The organism is Mesorhizobium sp. NPDC059025, from assembly GCF_042739655.1.
Lineage (GTDB): Bacteria > Pseudomonadota > Alphaproteobacteria > Rhizobiales > Rhizobiaceae > Mesorhizobium.
This window is the reverse complement of the sequence record NZ_JBHYIM010000001.1, coordinates 487,884-507,841: the sequence shown is the minus strand read 5'-3', so window position 1 is coordinate 507,841 and position 19,958 is coordinate 487,884. Positions and strand designations below refer to the sequence as shown.

The 19,958-nt window shown below is 62.1% G+C and carries 19 protein-coding genes; 7 read left to right on the top strand and 12 right to left on the bottom strand.

Translation table 11 applies throughout. The annotated features are described in order from the left end of the window. Positions 1-99 precede the first annotated feature (99 nt). On the top strand, positions 100-1,005 hold the full coding sequence (locus tag ACFWYE_RS02380; RefSeq protein WP_379109346.1) for an aminoglycoside phosphotransferase family protein: 906 nt from the start codon (positions 100-102) through the stop codon (positions 1,003-1,005). Here the strand turns inward: ACFWYE_RS02380 and ACFWYE_RS02375 are convergent. The 5 genes from ACFWYE_RS02375 to ACFWYE_RS02355 form a co-directional block, all read right to left on the bottom strand. Then, the gene (locus tag ACFWYE_RS02375) at positions 987-2,366 is read right to left on the bottom strand and encodes an ATP-binding protein (RefSeq protein WP_379109344.1); all 1,380 of its coding nucleotides are present in this window, start codon (positions 2,364-2,366) and stop codon (positions 987-989) included. The genes ACFWYE_RS02380 and ACFWYE_RS02375 overlap by 19 nt on opposite strands. Then, complete coding sequence (locus tag ACFWYE_RS02370; protein WP_379070384.1) at positions 2,353-3,030, bottom strand: winged helix-turn-helix domain-containing protein; 678 nt, start codon at positions 3,028-3,030, stop codon at positions 2,353-2,355. Before ACFWYE_RS02370 ends, ACFWYE_RS02375 begins: the two co-directional genes overlap by 14 nt. A 294-nt stretch (positions 3,031-3,324) precedes the next feature. After that, the gene (locus tag ACFWYE_RS02365) at positions 3,325-4,086 is read right to left on the bottom strand and encodes an SDR family NAD(P)-dependent oxidoreductase (RefSeq protein WP_379109342.1); all 762 of its coding nucleotides are present in this window, start codon (positions 4,084-4,086) and stop codon (positions 3,325-3,327) included. Between the two features lie 74 nt (positions 4,087-4,160). Then, a complete protein-coding gene (locus tag ACFWYE_RS02360) occupies positions 4,161-5,291 on the bottom strand; it encodes a metallophosphoesterase (RefSeq protein WP_379109340.1) in 1,131 nt (376 codons plus the stop codon). A gap of 57 nt (positions 5,292-5,348) precedes the next feature. After that, complete coding sequence (locus ACFWYE_RS02355) at positions 5,349-6,101, bottom strand: DeoR/GlpR family DNA-binding transcription regulator (RefSeq protein ID WP_379109338.1); 753 nt, start codon at positions 6,099-6,101, stop codon at positions 5,349-5,351. 110 nt (positions 6,102-6,211) lie between these two features. Between ACFWYE_RS02355 and ACFWYE_RS02350 the strand changes: the two genes are divergently transcribed. The 4 genes from ACFWYE_RS02350 (at position 6,212) to ACFWYE_RS02335 (ending at position 9,169) form a co-directional block, all read left to right on the top strand. Then, positions 6,212-6,568, top strand: a complete 357-nt coding sequence (locus ACFWYE_RS02350; RefSeq protein ID WP_379073027.1) for a DUF4406 domain-containing protein — start codon at positions 6,212-6,214, stop codon at positions 6,566-6,568. Between the two features lie 138 nt (positions 6,569-6,706). Next, positions 6,707-8,104, top strand: coding sequence for a class II fumarate hydratase (fumC, locus tag ACFWYE_RS02345; protein ID WP_379109336.1), 1,398 nt, complete (start codon positions 6,707-6,709; stop codon positions 8,102-8,104). Between the two features lie 123 nt (positions 8,105-8,227). Continuing rightward, positions 8,228-8,647 (top strand): DoxX family protein, encoded by a 420-nt coding sequence (locus ACFWYE_RS02340; RefSeq protein WP_379070372.1) that lies wholly within the window; start codon positions 8,228-8,230, stop codon positions 8,645-8,647. 123 nt (positions 8,648-8,770) lie between these two features. Continuing rightward, positions 8,771-9,169, top strand: coding sequence for a DoxX family protein (locus ACFWYE_RS02335; protein WP_379070369.1), 399 nt, complete (start codon positions 8,771-8,773; stop codon positions 9,167-9,169). Positions 9,170-9,175: 6 nt separating this feature from the next. Here ACFWYE_RS02335 and ppx read toward each other — a convergent pair whose 3' ends face one another. Both ppx and ACFWYE_RS02325 read right to left on the bottom strand, forming a co-directional pair. Next, entirely contained in the window at positions 9,176-10,711 is a 1,536-nt protein-coding gene (gene ppx, locus ACFWYE_RS02330) for an exopolyphosphatase (RefSeq protein ID WP_379109335.1), read from the bottom strand. Then, the gene (locus ACFWYE_RS02325) at positions 10,711-12,906 is read right to left on the bottom strand and encodes an RNA degradosome polyphosphate kinase (protein ID WP_129414747.1); all 2,196 of its coding nucleotides are present in this window, start codon (positions 12,904-12,906) and stop codon (positions 10,711-10,713) included. Before ACFWYE_RS02325 ends, ppx begins: the two co-directional genes overlap by 1 nt. A 145-nt stretch (positions 12,907-13,051) precedes the next feature. Here ACFWYE_RS02325 and ACFWYE_RS02320 point away from each other — a divergent pair, with 145 nt between their 5' ends. Continuing rightward, entirely contained in the window at positions 13,052-13,297 is a 246-nt protein-coding gene (locus ACFWYE_RS02320; RefSeq protein WP_379073026.1) for a zinc-finger domain-containing protein, read from the top strand. Positions 13,298-13,322: 25 nt separating this feature from the next. Next, positions 13,323-14,555, top strand: coding sequence for an FAD-dependent monooxygenase (locus ACFWYE_RS02315; protein ID WP_379109333.1), 1,233 nt, complete (start codon positions 13,323-13,325; stop codon positions 14,553-14,555). A gap of 11 nt (positions 14,556-14,566) precedes the next feature. Here ACFWYE_RS02315 and ACFWYE_RS02310 read toward each other — a convergent pair whose 3' ends face one another. From ACFWYE_RS02310 to ACFWYE_RS02290, 5 genes are all read right to left on the bottom strand, one after another. Beyond that, positions 14,567-15,241: a TIGR02117 family protein gene (locus ACFWYE_RS02310; RefSeq protein WP_379109331.1), complete on the bottom strand. Its 675-nt coding sequence runs from the start codon at positions 15,239-15,241 to the stop codon at positions 14,567-14,569. Between the two features lie 97 nt (positions 15,242-15,338). After that, positions 15,339-16,142, bottom strand: coding sequence for an amino acid ABC transporter ATP-binding protein (locus tag ACFWYE_RS02305; RefSeq protein ID WP_129414745.1), 804 nt, complete (start codon positions 16,140-16,142; stop codon positions 15,339-15,341). Between the two features lie 44 nt (positions 16,143-16,186). Further along, positions 16,187-17,344, bottom strand: a complete 1,158-nt coding sequence (locus tag ACFWYE_RS02300) for an amino acid ABC transporter permease (protein WP_379070359.1) — start codon at positions 17,342-17,344, stop codon at positions 16,187-16,189. Between the two features lie 4 nt (positions 17,345-17,348). After that, positions 17,349-18,536: an amino acid ABC transporter permease gene (locus ACFWYE_RS02295; RefSeq protein ID WP_379070356.1), complete on the bottom strand. Its 1,188-nt coding sequence runs from the start codon at positions 18,534-18,536 to the stop codon at positions 17,349-17,351. A gap of 62 nt (positions 18,537-18,598) precedes the next feature. Next, complete coding sequence (locus ACFWYE_RS02290; protein WP_379070353.1) at positions 18,599-19,630, bottom strand: amino acid ABC transporter substrate-binding protein; 1,032 nt, start codon at positions 19,628-19,630, stop codon at positions 18,599-18,601. Positions 19,631-19,958 lie beyond the last annotated feature (328 nt).

Here is a 19,958-nt window from a genome sequence, read left to right as displayed (position 1 = left end):
TCCGTCTACGGCTACCCTTCTCAGGCAATATCCGGGAAAGGGCGGCAGAAATGTCGCCCTTTCTTCTTTTGCGAGGGTCAGCACGCATCGGGGATAGCCATGTCGGACACATCCGAGATCACGGTCGAGATTGATGCGACGCTGGTACGTCGGCTGATCGACGCGCAGTTTCCTCGCTGGGCAAATCTGCCTGTCCGCAAGGTCGAGCCCGGCGGTTGGGACAACCGCACCTTCCTTCTGGGCGATGGGATGAGCGTGCGCCTGCCGAGCGCCGCCGGCTATGCCGCGCAGGTGATCAGGGAACAGCATTGGCTCCCCAGGCTGGCGCCACATCTGCCCTTGCCGATCCCCACACCGCTCGCCCTCGGCGAGCCTGGCGAAGGCTACCCCTGGCCGTGGTCCATATACGGCTGGCTGGAAGGAGAGACGGCGACGGACGGGCGCATCGGCGACGTCGACGAATTTGCCGTCGACCTGGCCGGCTTCCTGACGGCACTCCACCAGATCGACGCTGCCGACGGACCGGCGGCCGGACCGCAGAACTATTTCCGGGGTGGTTCACTCACCGTCTATGACGACCAGACAAGAGAGGCCCTTCGCCTGCTTGACGGGCGGATCGACACGAAGGCGGCGCATGCGCTCTGGGAAGAAGCGCTCGCAACGCAATGGAGGCATGCCCCGGTCTGGGTGCATGGCGACATTGCGTGGGGCAACCTGCTGGTAAAGGACGGCAAGCTCTGCGCCGTCATCGACTTCGGCAGTTCTGCGGTTGGCGATCCGGCCTGCGATCTGGCAATCGCCTGGACGCTGTTTGATAACGGAAGCCGCAACGCCTTCCGCCAGGCCCTGCCGCTCGATAACGGCACCTGGACACGCGGCCGCGCCTGGACCTTGTGGAAGGCGATGATCACGGTTTCAGGTCAGATCAGCCGAAGCGCCGAAGAGATCCGTCTGTCGGAACAGGTCATCGATGCCGTACTGGCGGATCATCGCAGCGGCAGCTGAGCCGTCGGGATCGGGAAGACGACGACCGCGGCGATGCCAGGATTGCGCGGCTGCATCGAAACGGTGGCGCCGTGCAGGTCGGCGATTGCCTTGACCAGGCTCAGCCCAAGGCCGGTTCCCGGTGTCGAGCGGCTCTTGTCCAGCCGGTAAAGGCGCCGAAAAACCTTCTCCTGCTCTTCACTGGGGATGCCGGGGCCATCGTCCCGTACCTCGGCGACAAGGCCATCCGTCCGCCGGCTCGCCGAAATTTCGATCCGCGTCCCATCCGGGGTGTGGCGGATGGCGTTCTCGATCAGGTTGGCGAAAAGCTGCGTCAGCAGCTCACGGTCGCCGGTGATCATATCGCCAGCCTTGCAACTCCCGACGAGCAGCGCCTTGCCGTCGTCCTTGGCGACCTCGGCATAGATATCCGCAACCGATGTCACCACTTCTGCGAGGTCGAGCTGCATGAAACGCGCCTTGCGTGCGCCGGCCTCGATCTGAGCGATACGCAGCAGCGCATCGAACGTCTCGTTGATCTGTGAACTTTCCGCGCGTGCCTCGGCGAGATCCAGCGAAACATCCGCGCGCCTGCCGGCCTTGTCGGCGGCACTGTCGAGGATCATGTGCAGGCGATTGAGTGGTGTTTTCAGATCATGGGCGATATCGCTGCTGACCTGCCGCATGCCTTCGACCAGCGACCCGAGCCGGTCGAGCGCGGCATTGATCTGGATCGAGACACCATCGATGTCGTCGTCGCGGCCGAGCTGCGGAATACGAGCCTCGAGCTTGCCTTGCGAGACGGCCACCATCGTATCGCCAATCGCATCCAGCCGACGCTGCACGCGCGACGCCAGGAATGCGCCACCGGCAATGGCGAGACCGGCGACAATCGCGGCGGCCCAGACAAAGCTCGCCAGAAGCAGGCTTTCCAGCTCTTCCGTTTCCTTGAAACTCTGTGCAACGGTGAGATTGGTCGAGCCGACCTTGCCCGAATAGGCCCTGTATGGCGCCGTCTCAGGGAAACCGGGAGTGCCTTCCGGCACGATGGCGAACCCCTCGGGCAGGTCGATCGCCGAAAGGTTGCCGGCCAGGCTCTCGCCTTGGGCGCCGGTCAGGGAGATCAGCTGGTCATTGCCGGCATTCCCGACGGCGTGGCTGTTCACAGCGATGATGAGGTCGTCGACGTCGCTCTCGGCATAGGTCGTCGCGATCATCGAATAGGCTTGCCGGACGGAATCATCGAGACGCCGATCAAGGTTCGCGCTCATGGTCTGGTAGACGATGCCGCCCGTCAGCAGGAAAGCGAGAATAACGAAGGCCGAGAAGGCCAGTGCCAGCCGGAATGGCGTCGAACGAAGCAGGCTTTCAGCGGGACGCATAGAGGCTGTAGCCGGTGTTCCGGACGGTATGGAGCAGCGGCACCGTGAAGGGGCGGTCGATCTTGGCGCGCAGACGGCTGACATGAGTTTCGACCACGCTGGTCTTGGGATCGAAATGAAAGTCCCAGACCCGCTCCAGCAGCATGGTGCGGGTGATCACCCTGCCCTCGCCGCGCATCAGAACCTCCAGGAGCCGGAACTCGCGCGGCTGCAGCTCGATGGGCTGTCCCTGCCGCGCCACATGACGCTTGACCAGGTCCATCTCGAGGTCCGCCACCTTGAGCACGGTCTTCTGCTCCTGCACTGGCGGACGGCGACCAAGCGCCTGCAAGCGCGCCAGAAGCTCGGAAAAGGCGAAGGGTTTGACTAGATAGTCGTCTGCACCCGCTTGCAGTCCCTCGACCCGATCATCCACCCCTCCTACCGAGGTCAGGAAAATCACCGGCGTCATGACGCCCGCGGCGCGCAGCGATTTCACGACGGAAAGCCCGTCGAGCCCCGGCGTCATGCGGTCGACGACGAAGACATCATAGGCTTCGCGGGTTGCCTGAAACAGCGCGTCACGGCCGTCGGCCAGATGGTCACAGATATGCCCGGCCTCGTTCAGCCCCTTGGCGACGAAGGCGGCCGTTTTCTTGTCGTCCTCCAACATAAGGATGCGCATGCGTTCGGATCCGGTTTGCAAAGCCTCGGCTGGTCGCGATCCGGCATGCGAATGAGCCATCACCGCGCAGCCAAAGGCGCGACGATGAGGTGGCAGGGCTTTATGATAAAATGATGGAGCGCTGCGGTCCTTACTATGGCAAGGCAGCCTACCTGTTTCATTGAAAGCCCCGTGCGCGGCCACTGCTCGCCAGCGAAGCGGGCTGGCTCGGGGAACGGTAGTGGCTGTGCCTCGCCACTGTCTGTCCGTCACCTTACGGATCGGTAAGATTTCGTACTTTCTGCGGCGCGAACGTCATCGCTCCTGATCGGTCGGACGAATCAGGATCTCGTTGACGTTGACGCGAGGCGGCTGCGTCACGGCATAGAGCACGGCTGCGGCAATGTCTTCCGACCGCAACGGCTCCATCGCCGCCCGGCGCTGCTCGAGATTGGCCTTCATGCCGGGATTGGTGATGTGGTCGCCGAGTTCGGTTTCGACCATGCCTGGCTCAATCACCGTTACCCGCACCTTGTCGGCATAGACCTCCCGGCGCAATGCCTCCGAGAAGGCGACGACGCCGAACTTCGTCGCAGCATAGCCCGCAGCCCCCGGATTGGCGATGCGGCCTGCCACTGAGGATACGTTGACGATATGGCCCCTGCTCTCCTTGAGATGCGGCAGCGCCGCACGTGTGAGTTCCATCAGTGCCACCAGATTGACTTCGATCATCTGCCGCCAATCTTCCGGCCTCGCCTCGGACACCGGCGCCAAAAGCATGACGCCGGCATTGTTGACGATGATGTCCAGCCGTTTGCCATGCGCCAGCACGTCGGTGATCAGGCCTTGTGCACTGTCAGGCCGCGCAACATCCGCCTCGATTGCGAAGACCTTGCCACCGGCCTTCTCGATTCTTTCGGAGAGCGCCTTCAGGCGATCGGCTCGACGGGCAACGATCGCCACCTCGGCGCCAACCGTTGCGAGCGCCAGCGCCGTGGCCTCACCGATGCCGGAGGAAGCACCGGTGACCAAAGCCACCTTGCCCGCGAGAGGACGCGCGGAAACCGTAGTCGTCATGTTCTTGCTCCTGGAGATGCCCTCGCATCATCACGCTATCTAGAGCGCCAGCCTTGGCTGGACAGGGTCGATGCTCAGCTTCTCCAGCGGCGCGCCAACGCGTTTGTGAACACCACATTGCCGGCATCATCGATTGCTTCACCGAGCGCCACGTCCATGCCGGCATCAGTGACCCTCACCAGCGCGAAGCCGCCCATGAAGCTGGCCTTCGGCTTGACGATATCCAGCCCGTCCCGCTGATAGATCATTGGCGTTTCATGCTGATGACCATGAAAGACCGCCACGACATTGTAGCCATCGAGCACCGCCAGCAATGCTTCACGATCCTCATTGGTCCACCAATGTGGCGCGCCGGGGCCTTCGTCATCGAAGGTGGATCTCTGCGGGTCCCAGCGCTCGAGAGAGAAACTGTCCCAGCCATAATGCTGGAATAGCACCACGGGTCGTCTGTCCGCCGCGTTGGCTGCAAGGTTGCGTTTCAGCCATGGCAGGCTGCTTTCGGCACCAAACGCCTTATCGCCCCCGAAACGATGCAATTGCACCAGATGCAATCCGCCCCAATCCCAGGAGTAGCAATCGGAGGCGACGTCATAGTCGGCCACCGGCACCGGTGGCTTGAAGAACACGCCGGCACGATGATTGACCTCGACATAATCGCGCAGTTCGCGCCGGTACCAGTCGGCATGCGGTGGCGGCCCGTTCTGGTCGAGATCGTGATTGCCAAGACCGACATAGACGGGCACGTGCACGCGATCCGGCCCGATCCCCTGCTGGTAGCGCTGGCTGAACTGGAGCAGTTGGGTGCCTTCGCTCGGTTGCGTCACCTGACCGCCGCCATCATCGGTCATGTCGCCACCAACCACGACCCCAAGTGGCGTACCGATCTGGCCGCCGGCGGAGTGCAGGGCAGATGAAACACCATTGATCTCGACTGGCCAAAGCTTGTCGCCGATGCCGTTCAACGCCGCGATATGGCGCAGCAGCGCCGCATCGGTCTTGCCCTCCTGCAGGCAATTGGGGCTCAGTCCGCTCGCCATTCGGCAGGCATGGATGTCGGCGATGAACAGGAACGTGGCATCGACCGGCAGCACTCCGGCAGTCGACTGACCACGGACAGGGCCGGGCGCGATCAGATTTGCACCCGCAGCTCCGATACCGGCAAGCATTGCGCGTCGCGAAATGAGGAATGGAAACTGACCGGCCATGACGGTCACTTCAGCATGCCGCCCACACCCTCGTCCAGCTCGGGCACTGGGCTGACCTCACGCCCGGACGACCGCAAGCCCCCGCGCCGCCAGCGGCGCCGTCACGGTCTCTGGTGTATCCTTCACGACGATCAGCGCCGTGACATCTTCGAGTGGAGCCACAAGGCAAGGCGACACCGCCCCGAGTTTTTCTATTGTCGCCAGGACAACCGTCTCTGCGGCGCGGCCGATCAATGCGCGTTTGATCGCCGCTTCCTCGATATCGCCCGTCGTCAGCCCCTCCTCGGCATGCACGCCGGTGACCCCGAGGAACAAGAGGTCGGCACGAATGCGCGCAATTCCTTCAATCGCCAGCGCCCCGACGGCGACCATCGAATGCCGAAACAGTTTTCCGCCGATCAGCACGACCTCGGCGTCATGCCCTTCCAATGCAACGGCGATCTCCGGACTATGGGTGACTGCCGTGAAGCGGAGGTCAGGTGGTATGTGGCGAACGATTTCAAGATTGGTGGTGCCTCCATCGAAAATGACTGTTCGACCGGACTCGATCCTTTCAGCTGCCTTGCGCCCAAGCACGGCCTTGGCCTCGACGGCCATGCCCCTGCGGATGGGCAGCGCGGCTACTGTCGGCGAAGCTGGCAGTGCGCCGCCATGCACGCGCTGCAACAGGCCTTCAGCCGCGAGTTCGCGCAGGTCGCGCCGGATCGTGTCCTCGGAAATCGCCAGATCCCGGCTCAGGCGTTTGGCCACCACCTCGCCGTCACGCTCCAGAAGCTCGAGGATCAGACGCTTGCGTTGGCTGGTCAGCATTTTCTGCCTATCTGCATTTCATGATATTGCACGAAATTGCACGAATATGTATGAAAAAACTCTTCATTCGTGCACAATCAGGACTTCTCATGACAGAACATGGAAAATCAATGCTGATCCTCATTGCCGGCCCTTATCGCTCGGGGACCAACGACGACCCCGACAAGATGGCCGCCAATCTGGATCGCCTGGAAAGCGTCGCGGTACCGCTGTTCCGGGCCGGCCACATCCCGATGATCGGGGAATGGGTGGCGCTGCCGCTCGGAAAACAGGCCGGATCGACCGGTGTCTCCGACCCGATTTATGATGAATTTGCCTATCCCGTCGCCGAACGCCTGCTGCGCCGTTGCGATGCGGTCCTGCGTCTGCCCGGCGCTTCGAAGGGCGCCGACGAAGACGTGCGCCTGGCGCGCGAGCGCGGCCTGCCGGTGTATTTCGATCTCTCCGAAGTGCCCTCCGCCGCTTGAAGCGTCCCGGCAAAACACCCGTCGTGGATGCGCGGTTTCGCTTCAACCGATTTGGTTTCAGACGCCGAGCATTCTTCGCTTGAAGCGTATTGTGCAACGCGATAGGCCCTTGCCACCACATCAGATTGGAGTGAGGCCGTGAGCGCTGAGAAGACCAGAACCGAAACCGATACGTTCGGCCCGATCGAAGTGGCCGGCGATCGCTACTGGGGCGCGCAGGCGCAGCGTTCGCTCGGCAATTTCAAGATCGGCTGGGAGAAGCAGCCGCTTTCGGTGGTGAGGGCACTCGGCATCGTCAAGCGCGCCGCGGCGGAGGCCAACATGGAGTTGGGTCGCCTCGATCCTGCACTCGGCAAGACCATCATCGAAGCTGCGCAGGAAGTGATCGACGGCAAGCTCAACGATCATTTCCCGCTCGTCGTCTGGCAGACGGGTTCGGGCACGCAGTCCAACATGAACGCCAACGAGGTGATCTCGAACCGGGCGATCGAATTGCTCGGCGGCACGATGGGCTCGAAGAAGCCGGTGCATCCGAACGATCACGTCAATATGAGCCAGTCGTCCAACGACACCTATCCGACGGCCATGCACATCGCTTGCGCCGAACGCATCGTGCACGACCTTCTGCCGGCCCTGAAGCATCTGCACGCCGCGCTCGATGCCAAGGCCAAGGCCTTTGACCACATCGTCAAGATCGGCCGCACCCATACGCAGGACGCCACGCCGCTGACGCTCGGCCAGGAGTTCGGCGGCTACGCCGCGCAGGTCGCCTCCTCCATCAAGCGCATCGAACTGACCCTGCCCGGTCTGCAGGAGCTTGCGCAGGGTGGCACTGCCGTCGGCACCGGCCTCAACGCCCCGATCGGTTTCGCCGAAAAGGTCGCGGCAAACATCGCCAGTATCACCGGCATCGCCTTCACCTCGGCTCCGAACAAGTTCGAGGCACTCGCCGCCCACGATTCCATGGTGTTCTCGCACGGCGCCATCAACGCGACGGCGGCCGCGCTGTTCAAGATCGCCAACGACATCCGTTTCCTCGGGTCGGGCCCGCGCTCGGGTCTGGGCGAACTGTCCTTGCCGGAAAATGAGCCGGGCTCCTCGATCATGCCCGGCAAGGTCAATCCGACCCAGTGTGAAGCGCTGACACAGGTCTGCGTGCAGGTGTTCGGTAACAACGCAGCCCTCACCTTCGCCGACAGCCAGGGCCACTTCGAGCTGAACGTCTACAATCCGCTGATGGCCTACAACTTCCTGCAGTCGGTGCAGCTGCTGTCCGATGCCGCGGTCTCGTTCACCGACAATTGCGTGATCGGCATCGAGGCGCGCGAGGACAACATCAAGGCCGCACTCGAACGCTCGCTCATGCTGGTCACAGCCCTGGCGCCGACGATCGGCTACGACAATGCCGCCAAGATCGCCAAGACCGCGCACAAGAACGGCACCACGCTGCGCGAAGAGGCCGTCGGCGGCGGCTATGTCAGCGACGCCGACTTCGACCGCCTGGTCAAGCCGGAAGACATGACGCATCCCGGATAGAACAGGCAACGCCGCAAACCTGTGAACGATGTGTTGCCGGACAACCGTCTTTAGTGAACGCTGAAATTGCGTTACGTTGATGGTGTTGCGTTCCTGGGGGGACGCTTGCCACTGGAGGGTACATTGTCCGTCAACTCATCCGCCACTTCCGGCGTTACCTCAAATGCTTCGGCCGTCATTCTCGTCAGCCGTATTTTCCTGTCCATCCTGTTCATCCTGGCCGGTTACGCCAAGCTGACCGATCTGGCCGGCACCGCTGGCTTCTTTGGCAGCCTCGGCCTGCCGGTTCCATCTGTCACCGCCGTCGTGGTCGGTCTGGTGGAACTCGTTGGCGGCCTGGCCGTTCTGGTCGGCTTCCAGACCCGCATCGCGGCGATTGTCCTTGCCATCTTCGTTCTCGGCGCAACGGCAGCCGCGCATCTCGATTTCTCGCAGCCGCTCAATCCACTGATGCTGCAGAAGAACCTCGCCATCACCGGCGGCTTCCTGCTGCTGGCCCTGATTGGCGCAGGCGCCTATTCGATCGACGGCCGCCGCGGCTGATCGACCTGCAAGACGCAAATCGAAGGGCGCGGATGATTTCCGCGCCCTTTTTTCGTTGTTGATGTCTCCACACCCGCAACCGATGTAAACTGCATCGACGGCATCTCTGATGGGAGGCACGACATGCGAGCCGATCTTCTGCTGCTTCTGTCCCGGCTTTTGCTGGCGGCCTTGTTTGTACCTGCCGGCATCCAGACGCTTGGCGACATTGGTGGTGCAACGAATTATTTCACCGGTCTGGGCCTGCCCTCGCCGCAGCTTGCGGCCTGGGGCGTCGGCCTGTTCGAACTGATTGCCGGACTTGCCATCCTGGCCGGTTTCCGAACCCGTATCACCGCCGCGTTGCTCGGCGCGTTCTGTCTGGTCGCCGGTTATCTTGGCCACTATGGCCAGGGTGATGATCCCACACTCGCTTTCCTGCACACACAGATGCTGATGAAGGATATCGCCATTGCAGGCGGCTTCCTGGCACTCGCCGTCGCGGGCGCCGGTGGTTATTCGATGGACGCCCTGAAGCGTTAGACGCGCCTACTTCGCGCTCACGCTCGGGCCGCCATCCACCGCCAGGAAAAGCCGCCGGTTGGTGATCTTTGCGAGTTGTGCCAGGCGCCCCGCCGGACGCTCTCCGTAGAGGCCGGCAAGGTCGGCCGGGATGACCAGCGCGAGCGCGCCATTGCCGCGGCTTTCCCAGCGCAGGCGCGGCATCACGCCAGGCATCGACGCCGTGAGCAGGTAGACGACACGCATCATGCCGGCCAGGATACGGGCCCGCTCCAGGTAGCGTGGCGTTGCCAGTGCTTTGATCTCCGGAGCGATGCTCTCGTTGAACACGCCGTCATGGCGATAGGCATTGGCCAGGGCGAGGAATGCACGGCCTGGATGGTCGACGCCGATGAAGGAAGCGTGTGCAATGATGTTGAGCGATTGACGGCCGCGATATTCCGGGTGCGCGCGCCAGCCGATATCGGCGAGCAGGCAGGCGGCGCGGCGATAGCGGGCCTCATCAGCGGTTTCTTCGATTCCGAACGCCTCGAACGCCTTGCCGGTCCAATCGACCAGTTCATGCGCGTGGGTGACCGAGCGCGAACGCAGCCGGGCCAGTTCCTCGGCCGCCGAGATCAGCGGATCTGCCTTGCGCTCACTCTCGTCGAGCAGCGAATAGAGATAGCCTTCGCGCACGCCGATCGCCGACACGACGATCTTGGATGGCTGCATCGCGCCGAGGATTTCCTGCAGCACGACCGCGCCGTAAGGCAGCAGCGACCGGCGGTTCTTCGACACGCCCTCGATGCCTTTGACCTTTTCGACGTCACCCTTGCCGACCTGCTTGAGAAAGGCCAGCGCACTCTCCACGCCGATCTCATAGTGATGCATGACACCGAGCGGATAGTTGTTCATCTCCATGTGGAGACGCGCCAGGTTTCGCCATGTACCGCCAACGGCGTAGAAGGCCCTGCCCTGGCCGGCCTTGAGCAGCTTGGCCTTGGCCAGTTGCGTCTTGGCGATGCGGGTCGCTTGCGCCAGAGAGTTCTTGGCCATGTCCTGCAACCGCAGGCCGCCAAGCGGCAGTGTGATGCCGTCGCCGATGACTTCCCCGTTGATGTCGATCAGCTCCAGGCTGCCGCCACCAAGGTCGCCCGCGATGCCATTGGCCGGATGGAAACCGGAAATGACGCCGAGCGCCGAATAGTATGCTTCCTGGCGACCGCTCAGCACATGGATTTCGGTGCCAAGGACCTGTTCGGCGCGATGGATGAAATCGGGTCCGTTGACAGCCTCGCGCGCCGCAGCGGTGGCCAGCACATACATGCGTTCCGCACCGGCCTGTTCGGACAAGGCCCGAAACCGACGGAATTCCTCCATCGAGCGCGTGACCGCTTCAGGATCCAGCTTGCCCGTCGAAACGATGCCACGGCCGAGACCGGCCAGCATCTTCTCGTTGAAAAGCACGGTCGGCGAGCGCGCCAGCCCTTCATAGACGACAAGGCGGATCGAGTTCGAGCCGATATCGATGATCGACAGCGGGCGGCGGTCCTGCAGCCGCCCCTGGGAAGCGGCCATCATCAGCCGGCCATGTCCTTCTTGCGGCGCTTGAACTGCGCGATGCGCTTCGGCGCATGCGATTTCAAGGCATCGCCCCGTCCCGACAGGCTCGGATTGGTCATGAAATATTCCTGCGCGTTGAACGGTTCTTCGCCCTCATCGGGCACAAGGCGCCGCGAGGTACCATCGGCCAATACTTCGAAACTTTGCTGGTTGTCCATGATGTTGCCCAGCATGATCTGGCCAAGGATCTGTTCATGCACAGTTGGATTGGTGATCGGCACCATGCATTCGACGCGGCGGTCGAGATTGCGCGGCATCAGGTCGGCCGACGAGATGTAGACGACAGCGTCATCGGACGGCAGTCCATGTCCGTTGCCGAAGCAGTAGATGCGGCTGTGCTCGAGGAAGCGGCCGATGATCGACTTCACGCGGATGTTCTCGGAAAGTCCCGGAACCTGTGGCCTCAGGCAGCAGATGCCGCGCACGACGAGATCGATTTCCACCCCGGCGCGGCTGGCGTCGTAGAGTGCGTCGATGATGGTCGGGTCGACCAGCGAGTTCATCTTCATCCAGATGCGCGCTGGCTTGCCATTGTGTGCGTGTTCGATCTCTTCCTTGATATGATCCAGGATGCGGCTGCGCAGCGTGTAGGGAGACAGCGCAAGACGCATCTCGCCGGTCGGCTCGGCGTAACCGGTGATGAAGTTGAAGATCTGCGCGACATCGCGGGCAATGCGTGCATCGGTCGTGAAGAAGGACAGATCGGTATAGATGCGCGCCGTGATCGGGTGATAGTTGCCGGTGCCGAGATGCACGTAGTTGCGCAGGCGGCCGTCTTCGCGCCGCACCACCAGTGACATCTTGGCGTGCGTCTTCAGTTCGAGGAAACCGAACACGACCTGCACGCCGGCACGCTCGAGATCGCGCGCCCAGCGGATATTGGCCTCCTCGTCGAAACGCGCCTTCAATTCGACCAGCGCGGTCACCGATTTACCCGCTTCGGCGGCATCCGCGAGCGCGCGCACGATCGGGCTGTCATTGGAGGTACGGTACAGCGTCTGCTTGATCGCGACGACCTCGGGGTCGGCTGCCGCCTGGCGCAGGAACTGCACGACGACGTCGAATGATTCATACGGGTGATGAACGACGATGTCCTTCTCGCGGATCGCCGCGAAACAGTCGCCACCATGTTCGCGGATACGCTCCGGAAAGCGCGGATTGTAGGGCACGAACTTCAGATCGTCGCGAGCGATGGAGACGATCTCGGATATCTGGCTGAGTGCCAGCGGTCCGGTCAGGACGCTGATCCGACTCGACGAGACGCCGAGTTCACCGGCGACGAACTCACGCAGTTCCTCGGGCATCAGGTTGTCGAACTCGATACGGATCACCGAACCGCGGCGGCGGCGCTTCAACGCCGTCTCGAACAGCCGCACGAGATCCTCGGACTCCTCCTCGACTTCGATATCGCTGTCGCGGATGATGCGGAACGTGCCGGAACCCGTGACCTCATAGCCCGGGAAAAGCTTGCCGATGTAAAGACCGACCACCGCCTCGAGTGGAATGAAGCGCACATGGCCCTTGCGATCCGGCAGGCGGATGTAGCGTTTCAGGGCCTGCGGCAAGCGCAGCAGCGCGCTCATCGTCTCGCCGTTCTTGCGATGCCGCAGCTGCAGGGCGATCGAAAAGCCGAGATTGGGAATGAATGGGAACGGGTGCGCCGGGTCGATCGACAGCGGCGTCAACACCGGGAAGACCTGCTCCTGGAAATGCTCTTCCAGCCAGATACGCTCGTCCTTGGTCAGCACGTCGCCGGCGACCGTCTCGATGCCTTCCTTGTTGAGCAGCGCCATCAGCGCCGAGAGGCTCTTCTGCTGATCCTCCTGCAGGCGCTCCACTTCACGCAGCAATTGCTCAAGCTGCTGCTCCGGCGTGCGCCCGTCCGGGCTTTTCAGCACGATGCCTTCGCGTACCTGCCCCGCAAGGCCGGCGACACGCACCATGAAGAATTCGTCCAGATTTGCGGCGGAGATCGACAGGAAGCGAACGCGCTCGAGCAGCGGGTGGTGCGCGTTGAGCGATTCCTCCAGCACACGGCGGTTGAATTGCAGCCAGGAGAACTCGCGATTGACGAAGCGATCAGGATTTCCGCCCTCGACGCTTGCCGTTTCGACATTGATGAAGTCGGCCTGGACCGGCTTGAGCTCGTTCATGTCCGCCTTTCTCTCCAGCGAGTCACACCGGTTAACCGGCTCAATTTATCCTGTGACAGGGTTTTGCGACAGTTTCATTTCATCGAACTTGCAAAGAACACAGATATGCTTCAAACGCATGTCGTATGCGCTGAAGGAGACGATGATGGCCGGCGGTTCCATTCCCCATTTCCAGAACGATGCGGGCCATCCGGCGATCGAGATCGGCGTGCGCGAATTCATGTGTGTTGGTGCCAACCCGCCTTTCGATCACCCGCACGTCTTCCTCGATCTTGGCAGCGACGACGAGAAGGTCTGCCCGTATTGCTCGACCCTTTATCGCTATTCGGCCAAGCTGAAAGCGACCGAAACGGTGCCGCCAGGCTGCCTCTACCTCGATCGCGCCGCCTGATCTTTCCGATCGTTCGATCATGACCATGGATGCGCGGTCTCGCCCAGTCGTGATCGCCGGTGGCGGCATTGCCGGACTGACGGCCGCGCTCGCCTTCGCGCAGCGTGGCTTCACAGTCGAGATCTACGAACAGGCACCTCGCCTCGAAACCATCGGCGCGGGTATCCAGCTTTCCCCGAACGCGACGCGAATCCTGGCAAGCCTCGGCGTGCTGGAGCGGCTATTGCCGATGGCAGTCAGGCCGGAGGCCGTTGTGCTCAAGGATGCGGCCAGCCTGAAAGAACGCGCGCGCGTTCCGCTTGGAGCCTTCGCCGAACAGCGCTGGCTGGCGCCTTATCTCACCGCCCATCGCGCCGACGTACAGGCGGCGCTGGTTGCGCAAGTGGCTGAAACAGCCGGCACTCGGCTGATCACCGGCGCGACGCTAAAGAATATCGGCACCTCCCCGGAAGGCGTTATCGGTACCTTCGAACAGGACGGAACACAGGTTCGGCCAATGGGCTCACTCCTGATCGGCGCGGATGGCGTCTGGTCGAAAGTCAGGGAGCTGCCGGGACTTGCCGGCAAAAGCCGTTTCACCGGCGAGCTCGCCTGGCGTACCACCATCGCCGCCGATAGCCCGGCCGGTAGGACTTTTGCCCTGGTGGGCGCGGCTGGCTGTGTCACCGCTTTCCTGCATTCCGGTTTTCATCTCATTGCCTATCCGGTCAGCGCAGGCACGGCCATCAACCTCGTCGCCTTTACCAGGGGCGAGCGTATCGCCGAGGGCTGGTCCGGCCACGCCGATCCGGCAATCCTGACTGGAGCGCTCAGGGGAGCTGCCCCTGCCTTGGCGAGGCTGATAGCGGAAGCGGGAACATGGCTGGCCTGGCCGCTGCATGCAGTCGACCCAAAACCGTCATGGACACTGCCGCGAGGCGTTGCCCTGATCGGCGATGCAGCACATGCCATGACACCGTTTGCGGCACAGGGCGCGGGCATGGCGATCGAGGACGCAGCCACGCTTGCTGCCTGCGTTGCCGGATCTTCGCACAGCATTGCCCAGGCACTGACAAGCTGGGAGCAGCAGCGCAAGCCGCGTGTGGCCAAGGTCGCGCGACGCGGCGCACTCAACCATCTCGCCTGGCATGCGGCAGGTCCGGTAGCGCTGGCGCGAAATCTTGTCCTGAAGTCGCGCTCCGGTGAACGCCTGGCCGCCGATCTTGACTGGCTCTATGGCTGGCAGCTCCCGAATGCCGCCCTCACGCATGGCGCCTGACGACGTTGGCGCTATTGTCTGTTGTAGAGCTGCATCGACAGGTTTAGCGACCAGGGCAGCGGGTTCCACCAGCCAGTCCGCAGACCAGCCACTCGCAGCGCCCTCGCCGTCCAGGTGTTGCAGCCGACAAGCGCGTTGAAGGCACCTTCGGCTTCGTAAAAGCCATCGCTGGCGCCGTAGCCGGCACCCGGAATGAATTTTGGCCGATCGGCCTGCCGCGAGAAGCTTGCGGCGATGAAATCGAGCAGCGCTGCGAACCGTTCTTCGCTGACATCATAGCCAACCACGGCGGGATGTGGTTCCGGGATGCGGCCGGCGACATCGACATGCATGACGGCCGCATCCACTGTCAGCGCCCTGAGCACCGGCAGAGGCTTCAGGTCAGACCAGGTCGGCGTCTCGAGATAGAAGGCCCGGCCACCCCAGCCAAAGATGAGATACCGCACGCCTTCCCCATTTGCGGGAATGCCGTCTTCCGAGAGGAACCGGAAACGCTCCAGCACCGCGGCATCGACCGGAATGGCGATGTCCGTATGGATCGGATTGCTGATGACATAGATGCGCCGCGTGGTTCTGCCTTCATCCGCGCCCGTTGACCAGAACGGTCGTGGAACAACCGTGCCCAACACGGCGATGACGGCAACCAGGGCCAGAATACTGAGAACAAAGCGAAAGACCCGTCTCATTGTGATGTCCCACAAAAGCCGTGTGGCAAGGCCTTTTGTCGACCCAAGCAAAAGGCCCCGCCTTGCGACGGGGCCTTTCTGGATTACCGCAGCGAGATCAGTGCAGGATCTGGCTGAGGAAGAGCTTGGTGCGCTCGTGGCGCGGATGATCGAAGAACTCGACCGGCGTGTTCTCTTCCACGATCTGGCCCTGATCCATGAAGATCACGCGGTTGGCCACCTTGCGCGCGAAGCCCATCTCGTGCGTCACGCACAGCATCGTCATGCCCTCTTCGGCAAGGCCGACCATCGTCTCCAGAACTTCCTTGATCATTTCCGGATCCAGCGCCGAGGTCGGCTCATCGAACAGCATGATGCGCGGGTTCATGCACAGTGAACGCGCGATCGCCACACGCTGCTGCTGGCCACCCGACAGCTGGCCCGGATATTTGTGCGCCTGCTCCGGGATCTTGACGCGCTTGAGGAAGTGCATGGCGGTCTCCTCCGCCTGCTTCTTCGGGATCTTGCGCACCCAGATCGGCGCCAGCGTGCAGTTCTCCAGGATGGTCAGGTGCGGGAACAGGTTGAAGTGCTGGAACACCATGCCGACCTCGCGGCGCACCTCGTCGATCTTCTTCAGATCGTTGGTCAGTTCCTTGCCGTCGACGATGATCTTGCCCTTCTGGTGTTCTTCCAGACGGTTGATGCAACGGATCATCGTCGATTTGCCAGAGCCAGAAGGACCGCAGATGACGATGCGCTCGCCGCGCATCACCTTCAGGTTGATGTCCTTCAGCACATGGAACTCGCCATACCACTTGTGCATGCCGACGATTTCGATCGCCACGTCGGTATCCGACACATGCATCTTCTTGGTGTTGACGCTCAGCTCTTCCGCGCTGACTGCATTCTCAGAGGCCATAAGCCATTTTCCCCTTGTTGATTCTTACGCCGACCGGCTTGCGGTCAGCGCTTGTAACCGGTGTCTAGCCGGCGTTCCATGAACATAGAATAGCGGGACATGCCAAAGCAGAACAGCCAGAATACCGCCGCGGCGAAAATAAGCCCCGACGCAGGTGTCTGCGGCGATGCCCATGAAGCGTCGGAGAAATTCTGGCGCACGATCGCCAGCAGGTCGAACATCGAGATGATGTAGACGAGGCTGGTGTCCTTGAACATGCCGATGAAGGTGTTGACGATACCGGGAATGACCAGCTTCAGCGCCTGTGGCAGCACGATGAAATACATCTTCTGCCAGTAGCTCAGCCCCAGCGAATCGGCACCCTCATATTGTCCCTTCGAGATCGCCTGGAGGCCGCCGCGCACCACTTCCGCCATATAGGCCGCGGCAAACAGCGACACGCCGATCAGAGCGCGCAGGAACTTGTCGAAGGTCACACCGGCCGGCAAGAACAACGGCAGCATGACACTGGCCATGAACAGCACCGTGATCAGCGGGATGCCGCGGATCGTCTCGATGAAGACGACGCATATCATCTTGACGACCGGCATCTTCGAGCGCCGGCCAAGTGCCAGCAGGATGCCCAGCGGCAGGGAGACGACGATGCCGACAAAGGACAGCGTCAGCGTCACCATCAGGCCGCCCCACAATGGCGTCTCGACATGCGGCAGACCGAACATGCCGCCCACCAGCAGGACGAAGGCCACCACAGGCAAGACCAGGAAGAACAGCACCGCATTCAGCCCCTTGTGCGGAACACGCGGGATCAACAGCGGCGCAAGCAGCGCGACAAACAGGATGCCGACCAGGATCGGCCGCCAGCGTTCCTCCAGCGGATAGCGTCCGAACATGAACTGGCCGAACTTGGCATTGACGAAAGCCCAGCAGGCACCGGACCAGCCGTCGGGCTGGATGCCTCCCTGCGCCACGGTCGCGCAGACCGAGCGGTCGGGACCTGTCCATTGCGCCTGCACGAATGCCCAGTCGATGATCGGCGGCAGGATCATGGCGAGCAGCACCAGCCCCAGAAGGGTCAGGATGGTGTCACCAACCGAGGCAAAAAGGTTCTTGCGGACCCAGGCAACCAGCCCCCGCTCTCCCGCAGGCGCAGGCATCGCCTGCGCCATCTCGCTACGAACCCAGGAAAGATCAGTCTGTGTCATGATCTTACCTCTCCACCAATGCCATCTTGGCGTTGACCACGTTCATGATGGCCGACGTCAACAGGCTGAGACCGAGATAGACCGCCATCATGATCATGATGGGTTCAATCGCCTGGCCGGTCTGGTTGAGCACGGTGCCAGCGATGGCTGTCAGATCGGGATAACCGATCGCGATGGCCAGCGACGAATTCTTGGTCAGGTTGAGATACTGGCTGGTCAGCGGCGGAATGACGATGCGCATCGCCTGAGGAACAACGACGAGGCGAAGGATCGGACCTGAGCGCAACCCAAGCGCCCCGGCGGCTTCTGTCTGCCCCCTGCTCACGCCGCGAATGCCGGCCCGCACGATCTCGGCAATGAAGGACGCGGTGTAAAAAGAGAGCGCCAGATAAAGCGACAGGAATTCCGGCTTGACCTGGAAGCCGCCGGTCAAATTGAAGGTCGACTTCTTCGGCAGGTCGAAGGAAAGCGGAAAACCGCTGGCGGCATAGGCGAGCAATGGCAGTCCGACGATCAACGCGACCGAGGTCCAGAACACCGGAAATTGCTGGCCGGTTGCCATCTGTCGCTGGCGCGCCCTGCGCGCAACGAACCACGACATGGCGATGCCAAGTACAAAGGCCAACAGGATCAGCCACGCCCCCTCGCCCCAGACGGCGCGCGGGAAGTAGAATCCGCGACTGTTCACGTAGGAACCGAACGGCAATTCGATGCTGTCGCGCGGCAGTGGCAGCACCGACAGCACGCCGAAATACCAGAAGAAGATGACCAGCAGCGGCGGGATGTTACGGAACACCTCGACATAGACGGTGCAGATCTTGCGGATCAGCCAGTTGTTGGAGAGCCGGCCGATACCGACCATGAAACCGATGATGGTTGCCGTGATGATGCCGGCAAGCGCGACAATCGCCGTGTTGATCAGGCCGACGAGGATGGCGCGGCCATAGGTGTTATCCGACGAATAGGCGATGGCGCTGTCGGCGATATCGAATCCTGCGCGGCCTTTCAGAAAAGCGAAGCCGGACGCGATGCGCAAGCGCTGAAGGTTTTCGATGGTGTTGTCGACAATCCACCAGATGAGCAGGATCAACGCCAGGGCGGCTACGACCTGGACAAAGATGCTGCGTACTCTCGGGTCATTGATCAAGGAGCCGCGAGTGGGCTCCTCGCGAAGAACTTCCTGCGATGCCATGGGTCAATCCCCTGAATGAGAAACCGGGAGGCAGCGTGCTGCCTCCCGGACGATGTTCTCGATCAGCGGATCGGCGGAGCGTATTGCAGGCCGCCCTTCGTCCAGAGGCCATTGAGGCCTCGCGCAATCTTGAGCGGGCTGCCGGCACCGACATTGCGCTCGAACATTTCGCCGTAGTTGCCGACGGACTTGACGATGTTGACGACCCAGTCGTTGGAGACGCCGAGATCGGTGCCGAGCTTGGTGTCGGCTTCCTGGCCGAGCACGCGCTTCACTTCAGGACCACCCGAAGCCTTCAGCTCGTCGACATTGGCCTGGGTGATGCCGAGCTCTTCTGCCTGCAGCAGCGCGAAATAGGTCCACTTGACGATGTGGTACCACTGGTCGTCACCCTGGCGTACGGCCGGTCCGAGCGGCTCCTTGGAAATGATTTCCGGAAGCACGACATGGTCGCCCGGCGAGGACAGCGTCAGGCGGATGCCGTAGAGGCCGGACTGGTCGGTGGTGTAGGCGTCGCAACGGCCGGAATCATAGGCCGCATTGGCTTCCTCGACCTTCTCGAAGACGACCGGATTGTATTCCATCTTGTTCGCCTTGAAGTAGTCGGCGAGGTTGAGTTCCGTGGTCGTGCCAGACTGCACGCACACCGCGGCGCCCGAGAGCTGGAGAGCGGAGTTGACGCCCGGCAGCTTCTTGGCGTTCACCATGAAGCCCTGGCCGTCATAATAGGTGACGCCCGCGAAATTCAGGCCAAGCGCGGTGTCGCGGTTGATCGTCCAGGTTGTGTTGCGCGACAGAAGATCGATCTCGCCCGACTGCAGGGCGGTAAAACGCTCCTTGGCTGACAGCGGCGTAAACTTGACCTTGGTGCCGTCGCCGAAGACGGCAGCTGCAACCGCGCGGCAGAAATCAGCGTCCAGGCCCTTCCATTCGCCCTTGTCGTCCGGCGACGAGAAGCCCGAGAGGCCGGTATTGACGCCGCACTGGACAAAACCCTTGGCCTTGACGGCCTCCAAAGTGCTTGCGGCCGAAGCAGCGGACGCCATCAGACCCATCGTCGCCGCTGCCAGAATGCCGATTGCAATGTGTTTCATAACCCTCAGACCCTTTTTCGGTTGTTTGGGCGCATTGCCCGATTTTTTGTGCGAACCCCACCAGCCATCCCGGCCCACTTCCGGAACGCGGCTCCCTAGCCGACGCACGAGCTGTTCCCGTTCACGAAGAACATCGAAGGCGATAATTCCCGTGAGGTCAAGAAAAATGACCGAACCGTGGCGGCCAACCAGCAAATAATATCGACGCTCGAACAAAGGTTTGCTCGTGGCTGCCGCATCATTCGGCAGATCGACGAAATTCAACTTCAAATTGCTCAAAAAACAGGGCGAGTTTCGCGCCGCTGGTCCATTCGAAGCGAGATGCTGG